Origin of the sequence: Companilactobacillus huachuanensis (assembly GCF_005404815.1) — a bacterium.
Classification (GTDB): domain Bacteria; phylum Bacillota; class Bacilli; order Lactobacillales; family Lactobacillaceae; genus Companilactobacillus; species Companilactobacillus huachuanensis.
Window position 1 is genome coordinate 1 of sequence record NZ_BJDF01000002.1, and the last position, 16,238, is coordinate 16,238.

Below are 16,238 nucleotides of genomic sequence, written 5' to 3' on the forward strand. Positions count from 1 at the left end.
TAGTCATCTACCTCATTAAGTGGATTATATCAAAAAAGCACCCATAACTGGATGCTTAAAAAACATTATAAATATCTTATGGACTTTTTCAGCAGCCTCGCGAATCGGTGTGGCTTTAACAGTGATACTTATTTCAACACTCTCTTTAAGAAACATTTTCAACAAACTCCTCTAGAATATCGTGATTCATCTAGACATAGATAGCTTAACAACTCTTGCAAAATACGATATTTTATCTATAATTGTATTAACGCGTATAATGTAAGCGCATTAGCAATTTTATATCGTGGTTTTGGTTCACAATGACAGTTTCGAAATCGTTCTTTGAGGAGTTTCGTAATTCAATTAATTACAGCGACTTCAATTTAAACCTTTTTTGGCGTCAAAGAGATCATTTGTCACTCATTATATTGCTAAGTATTTCAAGGAGGAAGATTAAAATGGGATTGTTCTCTAGAAAAAAGGTTGACGAATTCGTTGCTCCAGCAAAGGGTGAACTGATTCATTTGGATAAAGTCAGTGATCCAGTTTTCTCACAAAAACTTATGGGCGATGGATTTGCTGTTAATCCTAGTGCTAATGAAATTGTTGCTCCAATCGGCGGAATTATCGGAACTGTTTTTCCAACAAAGCATGCTTTAATGATTACTAGTGACCATGGTCTGGAAGTAATGTTGCACTTAGGTATTGATACAGTTGAATTAAAAGGTAAACCTTTTGAGGTCTTCGTTAGTGAAGGTGACACTGTTAAAACTGGTCAAAAACTGGCAACTATGGATCTTCAACAAATTAAGGATTCAGGCAAAGAAACCTCTATTATGGCAATCATAACTAATTCTGATGCTGTTAAAGATATGGGTGACTTTGATGAAAAATCTGTTAATACTGGTGATGACGTTCTTAAAATTGATGTCAAATAGAGTAAATTATCTGAGTTAGGGGATTCCCTAGCTTTTTTTTTACCTAAAAGTTTTCAAAATGTATAATTAATATAACAAAAGGAGGTTTTAACATGGTAAAGATTCCTTACTTAGCTGGCTTTGATGCATATTTGAAGACCAGACATATTTCACCCAAGGCTCATACGGAATATATGAACTCTCTGAACGATTTTTTCAACTTCACGATTCAACATAATAATGATTATAAAATTTCTGAAGATATCAAAGATGTTCACGAAATGGATGTTAGATTATTTAAGAATTTTATGATTGATAATTTACACCTATCGGCCAGTACTATTAACAAAGTCATCAGTAATCTCAACGTCTATTTTAAATACCTCTTCAGCGTCAAAAAAACGTCCGAGATTCCCACTTTAACTATCACTAGTGTCACAGTACCAAAACAGTCAGACTTTCCTGTAGTGGTCTTTTTAAAGCTCCCCTACTATTTAAAAACTAATTTAAGTATCTACACTCGTTTATTAATTCTGATCATAGCGAAAGGTTTCAATTATAAGGAAGCTATGGCACCTGATTTCTATCAGAAGTTCAATCAAGTTCAATTCGATGATGCTGAAAAGGAATTCTTAAATTTATACAAAACGTACATCGAACCATATCGCTCATATTGGAATAATGATAATCTATTCTTAAGTCGTAATCGCGGGGCCAATACACCGCTATTGACTATTCCAGCCATTCATCGTGACCTTAAACGAGATAGTGAAGCAACTAGTTTGGACTTGTCACCTAAGAAACTCTATACGACCTTCATTCTCCTAGCATTAAGTACCCACGACTTAACCGCTGATCAGCAACGGTCACTGGATGCATTAGATACACCGTCATTAATGTACTATCGTCGCCTTAAGCGTGAGACAAATTTTGATATATAGAAAGTGAAACTATGGAAAATATTGCAGTATACTGTGGTGCTGCCACAGGTAATGATGAAATTTATTCACTTGGCGCCAAAAAGTTAGGCCAGTGGATCGTCGAAAATAATTATGGTTTAACATACGGTGGTGGACGTTTCGGTTTAATGGGCGTTGTCGCTGACAGTGTCTTAGAGAATAACGGCTTTGTCCACGGTATTATTACCAAAGAATTAGCTAGTCGTGAGCTATCACATAATACCCTATCCAAACTGGATATCGTTTCTGATATGTCCGAACGCAAGCAGGCTATGTTGAATGACTCGGTAGCTAATATTGCTCTGCCAGGTGGTCCGGGAACGTTAGAGGAAATCTCTGAGGCTTTCTCTTGGACGATTGTTGGTGACAGCACTAATCCTTGTATCTTCTATAACGTTGACAACTATTATGACGAATTGGCAAGTTTCTTCGACTCAATGACTGCCAAAGGTTTTATGGAGGAACAAACCCGTAAGACCTTGCTATTCAGCGATTCCCTACCAGAAATTGGTGAATTTATCAAATCATATACGCCTCCAACATTAAGAAATTACGAGAAATAATTGAGCATATTATTTAACTAGTATTTAAAAAGGAGTTATATTCTAACCGTCAGATAGATAGAAAATATCTGACGAAATATACTCCTTAGATATACATGAAAATGTGATTTTCTCATTAATACTACATAAAATAAATATCCTCCCAATTTTGTATAGTTAATAAAATAGACCAATCAACCTAAAAACTCTCTGATATATAACAAAAACACGTTGGAATCAATTTCCAACGTGTTTTTGTTTGCTTATTATTATAATAACGTCGTAACACTACCAGCAATTACAACTAGGACTAAACCACTTAAGATAAAGCCCATTTCTTTTTTTGTTTTCTTTTCATGTAAGACATAAATTCCACCAAGTGTGGCAATAACAACATTCATCTGCGAAAGGATGAAGCCAGTTGCTAAACCATTAACGGAAGGTCTTGCTGAGATCAAGTAAGTTAAAGCAGCAAAGGCAAAGAAGAAACCACTAACAATATTAGTATATGAACTCCTTGTTTTAAATGGCTTTTCAGCACGATTACCCTTCGTAGCAACGGCAAAGACTGTTGCGACTACCGTCATACCTAAAGCTTGTGGTAGGAAAGCCGAGAAGCCACTGACGCTGATTGCTTGTGGGAATGCTGAGTAACCAAGATAACCAATTTCAGCACAGGCTACTAGCAAAACACCTTTAACAGCATTCATCCCGCCATCTTCTTTGGGCAGCTTTTTCTCACTATATGTCGTTAACCAAACACCGAAGATGATCAAAATGATAGCTGAGAAACCAATTAACTTGGCATTACCTGTCGCACACTCACCTAGCACGATAACACTCCAAAGTGAAGCTCCAACCAATTGGAAGCCAGTTGAAACTGGCATGGTTCTAGAAACACCCATCTCCGCGAAAGCATAAAATACTAAGATTTGACCTGCTGACCAAAAAACACCTGATAAAAAGGTAAATAGAAAGGCTTTTCCCGTCAACATTGGTGTCTGGCGAACTAAGGCAACTATAATGGCAAAAATCAAGGTACCATAAGTTGTTCCCAAAATTTGATTAACTGGCTTACCACCGAATTTACCGGTTAAGATTGGGAATAGTCCCCATCCAATCATTGGCATAAGACCAATTAATAGATTTAATGCATTCATTAATTAAAACTCCCTTTTGAAACTCTCGAATTAAAACCAATCGGACTCACCAAAGTAAAATTGGTTTTTGGACAATGCAAGTATTATATCAGAAAGACGAATACGTTTTCAAGATTTACATAATATTTATTACTCATCTTTCACTGATTATTTTTTAATTTCTTAACCAGAGTCTTGATAATAAACCGCATGAGTTAATCTTAGCCTATTAAGACAAATAGAAATAGTCGATTTCAACGAAATCCAAAAAAAATAAACCCTCAATTCATTAGAAATTGAGGGTTTATTTTCAGCTTCTGAATGAAGCTGCTTTCATAATTTAATTAATCAAATTGTTCTGTTAGTGGAGGAACAACTTGCTTCTTACGTGATACAACACCAGGTAAAGCAGCTTTATTATCTGAAACTTTAGTATTTAGAGCTGTTTCAAACTTGGCAACTGCATCATCAGTACCGATGATAATACCAGTTGTGTCACTTGTAAGAATGTTAGTGATCAATAATACAAATAATCCATAGCCATTCTTGTCATTTTCAGCCTTAATATCATTAACAAAGTCATCTTCACGTTTCAAAGTATCGTTAACGTCAACTGTATTTACTTGAGCAACACGGACATTTGTACCATTCATATCAAAACTCTTGGCATCCATGTCGATAAGTTCTTGGGTTGTCTTGCTGTCTAAGTTAGTACCAGCCTTTAACATTTCAAGACCATATGATTCATAATCGATACCAGCAGTTTCAGAAAGACTCTTCAAAGCATCACGGTCAACTTCTGTAGTTGTTGGTGATTTCAATAGTAATGTATCTGAAATGATCGATGAGGCCATGATAGCAGCAATTTGACTAGGAATCTCGATTTCATCTTCAAGGTACATCTCCCAGATAATTGTACTTACACAACCAACTGGTTCAGCACGATAATATAATGGCAATTTAGTTTCAAAGTTAGCAATACGGTGATGGTCAACAACGTGGGTAACTTCAACGTCTCTGATGTCAGAAACACTTTGTTGTTCTTCGTTGTGATCAACAAGCATAACTTTCTTAACCTCACCATTAATGGCTGAAATAATACGTGGATACTTAACATTGAAATGATCGTAAACAAACTTTGTCTCTAGGTTAGGTTCACCTAAAGCAACAGCTTCAGTGTTGTAACCTAATTTATTTTGTAGATATGAATAAGCAATAGCTGCTGAAACAGCATCTGTATCAGGATTCTTGTGTCCAAATACTAATTCTTTTTCCTTTGGCATGTGTACTATACCCCTTTATAAAATTTTTCTTGAAGATTTAAGCCGATCAATATAACTCACTTTATCTAAGAAGTTATCCCACTCACTCAAAAATTCTTGAATTCGTGGAATCTTCTCTTTATCTTCCCGATATACAAATGATAAATCACTTGATATGGCCGGTTCAAGTGGTGTTTGATAAAGTTTAAACATTGATTGATGTGCAATACAAAAACTCAATGGTAGAACCGTATAAACGTCTTCTGACTCTTGAGCAAACTTCAAAAGTTGATACGGTGAAGAGAATCTGGCAACAACTTGTGGATCATCAACTAATGCATCCCTAAGTCGTTCCCGTAACAACTCTGAAAAATAGTAAGTTTTCAAATAAGTAGCCCAAGGCTTACTGATAGCGTCCTTGTAACAAACGGATTCTCTCTTACTGAATTTTTCATTATTATGAATCAACATAATATTATCACTGATAATCTTTTTAGACTTGTAAATTTTCCAACTTTTGATATTTTTATCAGGCAAATACATGATAGCCATATCAATTTGGTTATTCTGAATATTGTCCCAAAGTTCCTTACGTGTCAAAAGATTTAAATCGATCACAACATTAGGGTTGATACGATTGTATTCAACAATAAAGTCTTCAATTACGATTGATTCAGCTGTTGAAAGTAATCCAATACTGATTGTACCGCTTTTTTCTGAAGAAGCTTGTTGAATGTGATCTGTTACATTATTGATCAGATCAAACATCTGATGTGTTGCTTTGAGCAATGACGTTCCGGCATCGGTTAAATAAATCTTCTTTCCAACACTGTAAAACAATGGTGCACCAACGACACGTTCGATTTTTTTGATCTGTTGTGTCAAAGCAGGCTGCGTTATTCCTAATAACTGTGCCGTTTTCGTATAACTCATATTCTTAGTTAGTTCGTCAAAATAGTTTAAAGCTTTGGAGCTAAAGACCCTTCTTGATTTTTCGTCCAGCAATAAAAGAATCCTCCTAGGTATTTGTGAAGTAAAAAATAATATATTCAATAAGTTAATAATACTATATTAAATTAATCTATGCCGTTTATATTATTATTTTTCTGCAATTTCTTTCACAAATCTCACTGGATTACCATCGATTGCTGGGTCCATAACGAAGGATCCATTAGAATAGCGATCAGTACTTTGATGACTTGCTCGATCAATTTCAATTTGTTTATTTGTATCGGTAATAACTGAAATGTCCATTTCATTGGAAACATTTGTTACAAGAGTAATTCGATGTGGCTGGCGTTTCAATTCACGCAACGTTAAGACACCACGACGAGCACGGCTTGTAACTGGAATTTCTGACAGTTTCATTTGTTTATATGAACCACGTTGCGTCAAAACTGCAATCTTATCATTTTCATCAGTGGCCATAAAGTATCCGGCTATGGCATCGTCATCTTTTAGACTAACGAATTTAACACCGATAGCTTTACCACTAACAACAGGTACCTCGGTAATTGGGAACGCTGAAGCATATGAGTGTTTTGTAAAGACATAGATCAAGTTGCTTGCATCAACTGGCACATAATAGATATCCATTACTCGAGCATCAGCTGATTTCAACTTACAATATTTTGAAGCCCGAGATTTATATGTTCGTCCAGGCATGAGATCACTGAATGCAACTTGTTTGATGTAATTTTCTGATGTTGCTGCCAAAAAATTGCCAGTTTCTTTCAAATCCTTGAAAACAAAGGCTTTTAGAATCGATTCATCCGCATCCAGTCCAATTTCTTGAGACAAATGCGAACCCATATCTTTCCAACGACTATCTTCAATTTCAAAGATTTGTCGATAGATCAAATTCCCTTTGTCAGTAAAGACAAACAAGTGATCCAACGTATTGACGTTTTCATCAATAATTGGATAATCTTCGTCTTTCAATCCGTTGTTGTCTCCCGTTGATGCTTGATAAGAACGTAAACTGCTTCGCTTAACATAGCCATCATGACTAACTAGCAAACGAACATCTTCACTCGCAACCATGACACGAGTATCAACTTCAATTTCTTCGACCTTATCTTGAATCTTAGTTCGACGGTCATCAGCATAATTCTTACGGACTTCCAAAATTTCTTTTTTGATTACTTTGGTCAAAGTAGCATGATCATCAATAATTTTATTCAATGATGTAATTTGACTTCTGAGACCTTTGTCTTCTTTTTGTAACTCAGTAACATCGGTATTAGTTAAACGATAAAGTTGTAGGGAAACAATGGCTTCAGCTTGTTCTTCAGTAAATTGATACTCTTTTACTAAATTATTTTTTGCATCAGACTTGTTTTTACTGCCACGGATGGTCTTAATAACTTTATCCAAAATTGACAAGGCCTTAATTAAACCTTCGACAATGTGCAGACGTTTCTTAGCTTTTGCCAAGTCAAATTGACTACGACGTAAGACGACGTCCTCTTGATGTTTAATATATTCCTTCAGTATTTGAACTAAACCGACCTGTTGAGGACGCATGTCAGCAATTGCAACCATGTTAAAGTTGTATGAAATTTGTAAATCGGTATTTTTGAAGAGGTAATTCAAAATACCATTAGCATCTACATCCCGTTTCAACTCAACAACAATTGACAGACCTTGACGGTCACTTTCGTCACGAACTTCAGCAATACCGTCAACGCGCTTCAAAACACGCATTTCATCCATCTTTTTAACTAATAGTGCTTTATTAACCTCATAAGGGATCTCAGTAATCACTATCTGTGACTTGTGACCACGAATCTCTTGAATATTAGTCTTAGATCTCAAGTAAACTTTTCCGCGACCGGTACGATAAGCATCCCTGATACCATCTTTACCTTGTAGGATACCGCCTGTTGGAAAATCAGGACCCTTAACAATTTGCATGAGTTCATCCAACGTAACGTCAGGCTTATCAATCATTTTGATTGTAGCATCAATGACCTCACCCAAGTTATGTGGTGGAATTTCAGTCGCATAGCCTGCAGAAATTCCAGTTGCACCATTAACTAATAAGTTAGGAAAGCGGGCAGGTAAAACCTTTGGTTCCTTTTCAGTATCATCAAAGTTCCATTCTTCATCAACGGTATCTTTATTGATATCACGTAACATTTCACCAGAAATTTTACTTAAACGTGCTTCGGTATAACGCATGGCGGCCGGTGGATCACCATCCATTGAACCGTTATTACCGTGCATTTCAATTAAGGGATTACGTAATTTCCAGTCTTGAGACAAACGAACCATGGCTTCATAGATTGATGAATCACCATGGGGGTGAAAATTACCCATGACATTACCAACACCCTTGGCCGACTTTCTAAAGCCTTTGTCATAAGTATTGCCATCCAAAAACATTGAATACAAAATTCTTCGTTGAACCGGTTTTAAACCATCACGAATATCTGGCAAAGCTCGCTCTTGAATAATTGATTTTGAATATCTCGCAAATCGATCTCCCATGATTTTTTCGAGCGAGATATCTTGAATTTTAGGAGAATTTTCAGTCACTATTTATCACCTATTCCTTATTCAATAAATCGTCAACGATTTTACTATCGATGGGATCTGTTTCATCATCAACCTTTTCCAAAATATTGTCCCCTTCTTCGGTACCATTGAAGCGAACATTATTTTCGATCCAGTCACGACGTGGCTTAACTTTGTCACCCATCAGTGTAGTTACTCGACGTTCAGCTAAGGCTGCATCATCGATATTAACTCGAATCAAAATACGATTTTCTGGATCCATAGTTGTCTTCCATAACTGGTCGGCATTCATTTCACCAAGACCCTTGAATCGTTGCAAGTCATAGCCTTTACCCATTTTTGCGATTCCAGCTTTTAATTCATCTGGAGTCCAAGCGTACTTAATTTGAGTCTTAGCACCCTTACCTTTTTGAAGCTTGTAAAGAGGTGACAAAGCAATATAAACATGGCCTGACTCAACTAAGGGACGCATGTAGCGATAGAAGAAGGTCAACAAAAGGATTTGAATATGTGATCCATCATCATCAGCATCGGTCATAATAATAACTTTGTCGTAGTTGCGGTCTTCAAGGTTAAAGTCCGCCCCCACACCAGCACCGATCGTATAGATCATCGTATTGATTTCTTCGTTTTTGTAAATATCTTCTAGCTTAGCCTTTTGTGTATTTAAAACTTTCCCACGCAATGGCAATATAGCTTGGAACTTTCGATCTCGACCTTGCTTAGCTGATCCACCGGCAGAGTCACCCTCGACTAAGAATAATTCGTTCTTATCGGAGTTTTTCGACTGAGCAGGTGTTAACTTACCAGACAAAAGACCGTCAGTCTTTTTGTTTTTCTTACCACTACGAGTACTTTCACGAGCTTTTCTAGCAGCATCTCGAGCTTCACGAGCTTTCAAAGCTTTCTTAACTAACATTTGAGCTTGCTCGCCGTTCTCCAACAAGTAGAAACTCATTTGTTCGTAAACTAGTTGATCAACAGCTGACCGAGCTTGAGGAGTTCCAAGCTTACCCTTAGTTTGACCTTCAAACTGTAAGATCTCTTCAGGAATACGCACGGAAATAATTGCTGATAATCCTTCGCGGACATCGCTACCCTCAAGATTCTTACTGTTTTCCTTCAACAAACCAACTTTACGAGCATAGTCGTTGAAGGCTTTAGTTAAACCGGATTTCATTCCAGCTTCATGTGTCCCACCATCAGCAGTACGTACGTTATTAACGAAGGAGATAATATTTTCAGAGTACCCATCATTGTATTGACCTGAAAATTCGATTTCCATATTGGAATTCTCACCTTCAATATAGAAGATGCCGCCAAGCGTATCTTTATCTTCATTCAAATACTTAACGAATGATTGGATTCCGTCTTCATAATGGAAAACTTCTTGTTTTTCTTCCTCGCCACGTTTGTCAGTAATAGTGAACTTAACACCCTTAAGCAAGAATGCTGATTCACGTAAACGTTCAGAAAGCGTATCGTAATTAAACTTTGTTGTCTGAAAAATACTCTTATCAGGTTTAAAGCTAATTGTTGTACCATTGCCTTCTTTAGTAGTACCAGTTTTCTTCAAAGTTCCAACTGGGTGACCACCATTTTCAAAGCGTTCTTCATATACTTTGCCTTCACGAACAACTCGAACAGTCATCCACTCCGATAAAGCATTCACGACTGATGAACCAACACCATGCAGACCACCAGACGTTTTGTAACTATTTTCTGAGAATTTACCACCAGCGTGAAGCACTGTAAGGATAACTTCAATAGTTGGTTTTCCAGAAGCGTGCATCCCTGTTGGCATCCCACGTCCATGGTCAACTACAGTGATACTGCTATCTTTGTTGATTGAAACGTTGATTTCTTTACCAAATCCTGATAAAGCTTCATCAACCGCGTTATCAACAATTTCATAGACAAGGTGATGTAATCCACGTGAATCAGTGGAACCAATGTACATACCAGGTCTTTTTCGTACAGCTTCTAATCCTTCAAGGATTTGAATTGACGAATCATCATAAGATGATTTTGGCATTTATATCATTCCTTTTCATTTACTACTAATCCGATATTCTAGTATTATAACACTATTTACAGTATACGAATATACGTTCGCATACAAGAGAAATCTTTTATTTTTAGTCAAAATAGTGGATAATGTCTAGGTTGGTATTTATAATTCTTGTTAAAACACCATAGAGTTACAATATACCAAAAAATAAAGCTGAGAGAGTGATTTTTTAATGAAACTTCTCATTTGTGCAATTTTAGCCTATCTAATTGGCTCATTTCCAACCGCTTATATTATTGCAAAATTTTTCTTCCACAAGAATATTTTTGAATACGGTAGTGGAAATGTTGGAACTACTAATGCCTACCGAGTCCTTGGTAAATTTGCTGGAACTGTTGTTTTAGTGATCGATATCTTGAAGGGAACTCTGGGGGCTTTGATGCCTGTCTTTTTTGGACTTGATCGTCATTTGATTTTATTTGTCGGAATTTGTGCTGTTATCGGCCACTGTTACTCGATCTTCTTGAAATTTCGAGGTGGAAAAGCCGTTGCAACCAGTGCCGGAATTCTATTAGCTTACAATCCATTGCTATTCGTGATTTGCTTTATTGTGTTAGCTTCAATCGTTTATATCACAAGTATGGTAAGTGTTGCTAGTTTGACAACCGTCCTATTCTTTGCTATTTCCACGCTATTCTTACATGATTGGATCCTAACAACCGTCGCCGTGATCGTTACCGTAATTATTTATTATCGTCATATTCCCAATATTAAGCGACTGCTTAAAGGTCAAGAGAACCTGGTTCCAATTGGATTGCAGTATAAGAAGCAGCAACGACAGAAGGCTCAAGAAAAATCTGATAAGTAATTTCCCCAAGCAAAACTAAAAATAGTTTTGCTTTTTTTGTATTTAAAAGCGCTTTTATACGTGGTTACTGATAAAATGATAGTAAAGTACCATCAACTCGGGGAGGGGTCGATTATGGACTATAATAATAATTTGCCTACAAGATCGGAATACCGCCGTTCTTTAAAACATAAAAAAAAGCATTTCTATAAAAGCTGGTGGTTTTGGACAATTGTTGTTGTTCTTATCCTAGCTGGTAGCGGGGTTGCCGGAATGAAAATGACTTCAACCGGCCCATTTCATCAGACTAGTAAAGTGTCCAAATCAAAGAAGACTAAAAAGAAAAGCACATCTAAAAAAACTGACGTTACTTTTGCCCAATACAGTGGCATCTTTCTTAATGAATCTAGTGGTACCCCAATCGCTACTGTACAACGTCTGTTAGGCAAGCCATCAAGTACTTCGACCTCAACGGCTAATAACGCCAAAACTGAAATAAATACTTGGAACAATATTGAAAATGGTGACTTAGGCTCTAATCTTACAGTTAACTTTGTCAACGGACATGCAATAAGCAAGGCTATCAGTGGTCTTAAGGTCGTTCGTTCCGAGAAACTAGGTTTGGACGCATATAGTTCGGTTCAAAATGGAATGCAGGAAGATACTATCCTAACCAATGTTGGTAAACCAAACGGTTACAGTGAGTCATTCAATTCAGATAAGACATCTAAGAGCTATACGTACTCTTCTGGCGTCTCTGGTAACACTGGAGCAAATTTTGTCGTTAACTTCACCAATGGTACTGTTAGTGGCAAAAGTCAGACAGGGATGAAATAACCACCGTTTCCACTTAACATAAATATTGCAATATTAAATCAAATAAGAGTGATAATCCAAGTTTGGGATTGTCACTCTTATTTTTATTAGGCAAAAAGTTATATCTTATCGCAAATTCATTAATTTGGAGATGGCATATTTCACAAGAATCACCCGTAATCATATAATTAATCAAATATTTCATAAAGCTAAAAACCATATCTATTCAAACGTTTTCTAGGGACTTTTGAAGGGTTTTAATTAGACTAGTCTAGACCACCTCTTATAAAATAAAATTAGTTTATTGAGGAGGCATTATCATGGAACAGCCATCGGGTCCGGAATCACAGATTATCGGAATTTTAAATAGCATGAACATAATCTTTGATCGTGAACGAACATTTCCAAACCTAATCAGCAAGGCCGAAAATGTACTACTACCTGTTGATTTTTCGTTAAATATCAACGGTTTTCTGGCAATCATTGAATATAACGGTTCACAACATTACAAGGCTAAAAGTAGCACTAATAATGTTCAAGAAGCCCTAAGAAGATTAAGCGCCAATGGAACCGCCCGTTTGAACTACTGTAATAAAAATAACATCCCCCTATTAATAATTCATTACAAAGATAAAGACAAATTGATTAAAATCATTTCTTCTTTTATTGAAGATGTTAAAATCACTCTCCATGAAACTACCAAGTCCTACACTGTTCATACAAAAGGCTATTTCAAAAATATTCCCTATGCTACTTTTGAAGACACACCTACTGGACCAATCAAACCAATACAATTTCACGAAAATGACACTTTAGGTTATATCAGTCTAAGCAATAATGCTATCGTTTGGACAAAAAAAGAACTCGACACAATGTTAGCTCGTATCAAATCCTATGAAGATAAGATTGAACAATATCAAAAAGTAACAGCTGATTTGGTTTTGACTATCAGTTCATTGCAACATGAATTGGAACAAAAAAATAACGAGTTAAATAATCAAAATGAATCAAATTTAGATGTTACAAAAAGTCCTTTACCAACCAATCAGGAACCAAAAATAAAGTTGAAATTCGTAAAGGACCCCAGTCTTAATGAGCTTCAAAAATTTAGTGGTAAATTTAGAAAAACTAAATCATCCAGAGGTCAACTCACAGTGGAAGCAAAAAAATTTATCAAGTCCCTATCCGATCAATATAATACGATTTCTGAAATTCAAGAATATCTCAAAAAGAATTATCATGAGAACGTCTCCTTACCAACATTAAAAAAATGTATGCTTTGAATCCAAAAATTGATTTGATTAAATCTGCATCAAAATATCGGTCAAAAAAAGCTCAACATCTTTAAAAGATGTTGAGCTTTTCGATTAATTTACTTAACTGATACACTGAAGTAAGCCTCAAATTGTTCCTTAGGAGCCAATTTGTTAATCGCATACTTATTCTTAAGATTGTTATCTGAATCAGTCTTATCTGCAAGTCCCCACCATGGTTCAATACACATAAACTTACCATTTTCATCGGGATATGTTGACCACATACCGAAGAATTTAGCATTACCTGTATCAAGTGTTAACTTGTGTTCTGACTTATCACTAGCAATTGTTACCTCAGCTGGTTCGTTCAAACGATAAACTACAGCATCATCAACAAAGTAATCACGTGTCATTGGGAAATTTTGATTCTCAACTTTTGTCTCACCATTTAAATCTACTAAATGGTTATCGATTGGAATGTGAGTTCTTGTTTCAGCTGGATCAACTGTAACTTTATAATCTTCGAAGTTAAGGCCCTTGTCAAAAGGAACTTCAAAACCAGGATGTGCACCAATTGAGAAGTACATATCTTCTGATTCTTCCAAACTGTCAACTAGGTAAGAAATTTGAACAGTACCCTTAACTAGTTGATAAACAATTCTCAACTTGAAGTGATATGGATACTTAGCAAGACTTGCTTCACTTGTAGTTAAACTCAAAACTAATTTTGAGTCTGTTTGTGATTCAAGAGCGAATTCTTGGTCACGGGCAAAACCATGTTGTGTCATCTTGTATTCTTTACCATCAACAAAGTAATGGTCATCCTTTAAACGTCCAACGATTGGGAACAATACTGGTGCATGGCGTCCCCAAACTTTTGGATCTGCTTGCCAGATAAATTCTGAATCTTCGTTATTCACGATGCTGTTCATTTCAGCACCTAGTGAATTAACCTTCAATGTTAAAAAGTCGTTCTTCAATTGATAAACTGTCATGTTTTTCCCCCTAAAGAATATAACGTGAAAGATCTTGATCTGCAGCAATCTTACCAACTTGTTCGTGTACATATTCACGAGTAATGGTAATATCACCCATTTGCATATCAGGTCCTTCATACAAAATATCTGCCAAGATTTTTTCCAAGACAGTAGAAAGGCGTCTCGCACCGATATTCTGATTACTATTATTCAATTCAAATGCAATTTTTGCAATCTCTTCGACAGATTCTTTAGTAAAAGTTAAATGTATTCCATCTGCCCTTGTAAGCGCTACATACTGTTTTGTTAAAGCATTATCTGGCTTTGTTAAGATTTGAATGAAATCGTCCTCAGTCAAGTCGTTCAACTCAACACGAATTGGAAAACGTCCTTGAAGTTCAGCAATCAAATCACTAGGTTTACTTTCGGCAAAAGCACCTGAAGCAATAAACAAGATGTGATCCGTATCAACGGGACCATATTTTGTTGCAATTTGTGAACCTTCAACGATAGGTAAGATATCACGTTGCACACCTTCACGAGAAACTTCACCAGAATTACGTTTGTCACCGGCAGCAATCTTATCAAACTCATCAATAAAGATAATACCGTTATTTTGAGTTCTTTCGATAGCCTTTTGGTAAATTTCGTCATGATCGATACGTTTTTGTGATTCCTGTTGAATCAACAATTCACGAGCCTCTTTAACTGGCAAGGTTCTAGTGATAGTTTTCTTAGGTACCAAAGAATCCATCATCCCTGACATATCGATACCCATTTGGCCCATTTGATCGCCCATTGCACCAACTTTTTTCGATTCCTCAACATGAATTGTTACTTCTTCATCTTCAAGTAAACCATTATCAAGTTGTTCTTTAACTGACAAACGTCTGTTACGTACTTCGTCAGTCACTTCAGCATTAGCATCAGGATCCTCATCCACTGTTTCAGCATTACTGAAGATATTGCCTAAGGATTGACCATTTTGAGCATTAGTAAACATATTTAAAATGTCATTACTATTATTTTGACGTTGTGCCTTTTTTACACCAGGAGCAAGCAATTTGACCAATTTTTTGTCAACATCACGGCGAACTTCTGGTCTGATTTCGTCAATTCTTTCTTTTTCAACCATTGAAACTGCAACACTCACCAAATCACGAACCATTGATTCAACGTCACGACCAACGTAACCGACTTCAGTAAACTTAGTTGCTTCGACCTTAACGAAAGGTGCATTGACAATTTTTGCCAAGCGACGAGCAATTTCAGTTTTACCAACACCAGTAGGTCCAATCATTAATAAATTCTTTGGTGTAATTTCAGCCTGTAACTTTTCTGGTACTTGCATTCGGCGATAACGGTTATATAAAGCAATCGCTACAGCCTTCTTAGCATCTGTTTGACCAATAATATAATCATCTAGTTTAGCAACAATTTCTTTTGGGGTTAATGTGTCCATTTATTACTAATCTCCACTCTAAAATTTATCGGAAATAATATTTTCGTTTGTAAAAATATCAATACTTGATGCAATCTTAATTGCTTCAACGGCAATTTGTTCAGCATCCATATCTTCAGAATGACGTTGCATAGCGATGGCTGCTGCCTGAGCAAAATTACCACCAGAACCAATAGAAACAACATCTTCGTCAGGTTCAATCACTTCACCACTACCGGAAATAAGTAATAGATCATCCTTATCCATAGCAATCAACATTGCTTCTAGCTTTTGCAAAGTTGGATCTTTGCGCCAGTCTTGAGCTAGTTCAACTGCAGCACGTTTCAAGTTACCTGAATATGCTTTGAGCTTTTTTTCTAGCCAATCTTGAAGCGTAATAGCGTCAGCAACACCACCGGCAAATCCAATGATAACTTGGTCATCAAAGATTCTTCTAACCTTGTGAGCTGAGCCCTTCATAATGTATTTTTCACCTAATGTAACTTGACCATCACCTGCAATTGCAGTGTGACCATCATGTTTAACAGCAACTATTGTAGTCATTTATTT

At 36.3% G+C, this 16,238-nt stretch carries 15 protein-coding genes; 7 read left to right on the top strand and 8 right to left on the bottom strand.

Annotated elements, in window-relative coordinates; all coding sequences use genetic code 11:
* Positions 1-78 precede the first annotated feature (78 nt).
* From FFM71_RS13865 to FFM71_RS01180, 4 genes are all read left to right on the top strand, one after another.
* Positions 79-204: an AraC family transcriptional regulator gene (locus FFM71_RS13865; protein WP_171000432.1), complete on the top strand. Its 126-nt coding sequence runs from the start codon at positions 79-81 to the stop codon at positions 202-204.
* Positions 205-440: 236 nt separating this feature from the next.
* A complete protein-coding gene (locus FFM71_RS01170; protein WP_137610360.1) occupies positions 441-920 on the top strand; it encodes a PTS sugar transporter subunit IIA in 480 nt (159 codons plus the stop codon).
* 92 nt (positions 921-1,012) lie between these two features.
* Positions 1,013-1,840: a phage integrase N-terminal SAM-like domain-containing protein gene (locus FFM71_RS01175; protein ID WP_137610361.1), complete on the top strand. Its 828-nt coding sequence runs from the start codon at positions 1,013-1,015 to the stop codon at positions 1,838-1,840.
* 11 nt (positions 1,841-1,851) lie between these two features.
* The gene (locus FFM71_RS01180) at positions 1,852-2,421 is read left to right on the top strand and encodes an LOG family protein (protein WP_137610362.1); all 570 of its coding nucleotides are present in this window, start codon (positions 1,852-1,854) and stop codon (positions 2,419-2,421) included.
* A 248-nt stretch (positions 2,422-2,669) separates the two neighbouring features.
* On the opposite strand, the gene rbsU is transcribed toward FFM71_RS01180, so the two are convergent.
* From rbsU to parE, 5 genes are all read right to left on the bottom strand, one after another.
* Positions 2,670-3,560: a ribose/proton symporter RbsU gene (rbsU, locus tag FFM71_RS01185; protein WP_137610363.1), complete on the bottom strand. Its 891-nt coding sequence runs from the start codon at positions 3,558-3,560 to the stop codon at positions 2,670-2,672.
* Between the two features lie 323 nt (positions 3,561-3,883).
* The gene (locus tag FFM71_RS01190) at positions 3,884-4,822 is read right to left on the bottom strand and encodes a manganese-dependent inorganic pyrophosphatase (protein WP_137610364.1); all 939 of its coding nucleotides are present in this window, start codon (positions 4,820-4,822) and stop codon (positions 3,884-3,886) included.
* A gap of 15 nt (positions 4,823-4,837) precedes the next feature.
* Positions 4,838-5,806 (bottom strand): LysR family transcriptional regulator, encoded by a 969-nt coding sequence (locus FFM71_RS01195; protein ID WP_137610365.1) that lies wholly within the window; start codon positions 5,804-5,806, stop codon positions 4,838-4,840.
* Between the two features lie 93 nt (positions 5,807-5,899).
* On the bottom strand, positions 5,900-8,341 hold the full coding sequence (gene parC / locus FFM71_RS01200; protein ID WP_137610366.1) for a DNA topoisomerase IV subunit A: 2,442 nt from the start codon (positions 8,339-8,341) through the stop codon (positions 5,900-5,902).
* 10 nt (positions 8,342-8,351) lie between these two features.
* Positions 8,352-10,355 carry a DNA topoisomerase IV subunit B gene (gene parE, locus FFM71_RS01205; protein WP_137610367.1) on the bottom strand — a complete coding sequence of 668 codons (2,004 nt, stop codon included), beginning with the start codon at positions 10,353-10,355 and terminating at the stop codon, positions 8,352-8,354.
* A gap of 208 nt (positions 10,356-10,563) precedes the next feature.
* Between parE and plsY the strand changes: the two genes are divergently transcribed.
* The 3 genes from plsY to FFM71_RS01220 all read left to right on the top strand — a co-directional run bounded on the left by plsY (position 10,564) and on the right by FFM71_RS01220 (position 13,277).
* On the top strand, positions 10,564-11,199 hold the full coding sequence (gene plsY, locus FFM71_RS01210; RefSeq protein WP_137610368.1) for a glycerol-3-phosphate 1-O-acyltransferase PlsY: 636 nt from the start codon (positions 10,564-10,566) through the stop codon (positions 11,197-11,199).
* Between the two features lie 114 nt (positions 11,200-11,313).
* A complete protein-coding gene (locus FFM71_RS01215) occupies positions 11,314-12,015 on the top strand; it encodes a DUF3862 domain-containing protein (protein ID WP_171000433.1) in 702 nt (233 codons plus the stop codon).
* A 299-nt stretch (positions 12,016-12,314) separates the two neighbouring features.
* Positions 12,315-13,277: a hypothetical protein gene (locus tag FFM71_RS01220; RefSeq protein WP_137610370.1), complete on the top strand. Its 963-nt coding sequence runs from the start codon at positions 12,315-12,317 to the stop codon at positions 13,275-13,277.
* An 89-nt stretch (positions 13,278-13,366) separates the two neighbouring features.
* Here the strand turns inward: FFM71_RS01220 and FFM71_RS01225 are convergent, their stop codons facing one another.
* From FFM71_RS01225 to hslV, 3 genes are read right to left on the bottom strand one after another with little or no spacing between them, the layout of a single operon-like run.
* Complete coding sequence (locus tag FFM71_RS01225; protein WP_137610371.1) at positions 13,367-14,245, bottom strand: aldose 1-epimerase family protein; 879 nt, start codon at positions 14,243-14,245, stop codon at positions 13,367-13,369.
* A 10-nt stretch (positions 14,246-14,255) separates the two neighbouring features.
* Entirely contained in the window at positions 14,256-15,689 is a 1,434-nt protein-coding gene (hslU, locus tag FFM71_RS01230; RefSeq protein WP_137610372.1) for an ATP-dependent protease ATPase subunit HslU, read from the bottom strand.
* 18 nt (positions 15,690-15,707) lie between these two features.
* Positions 15,708-16,232, bottom strand: coding sequence for an ATP-dependent protease subunit HslV (gene hslV / locus FFM71_RS01235; RefSeq protein WP_137610373.1), 525 nt, complete (start codon positions 16,230-16,232; stop codon positions 15,708-15,710).
* Positions 16,233-16,238 lie beyond the last annotated feature (6 nt).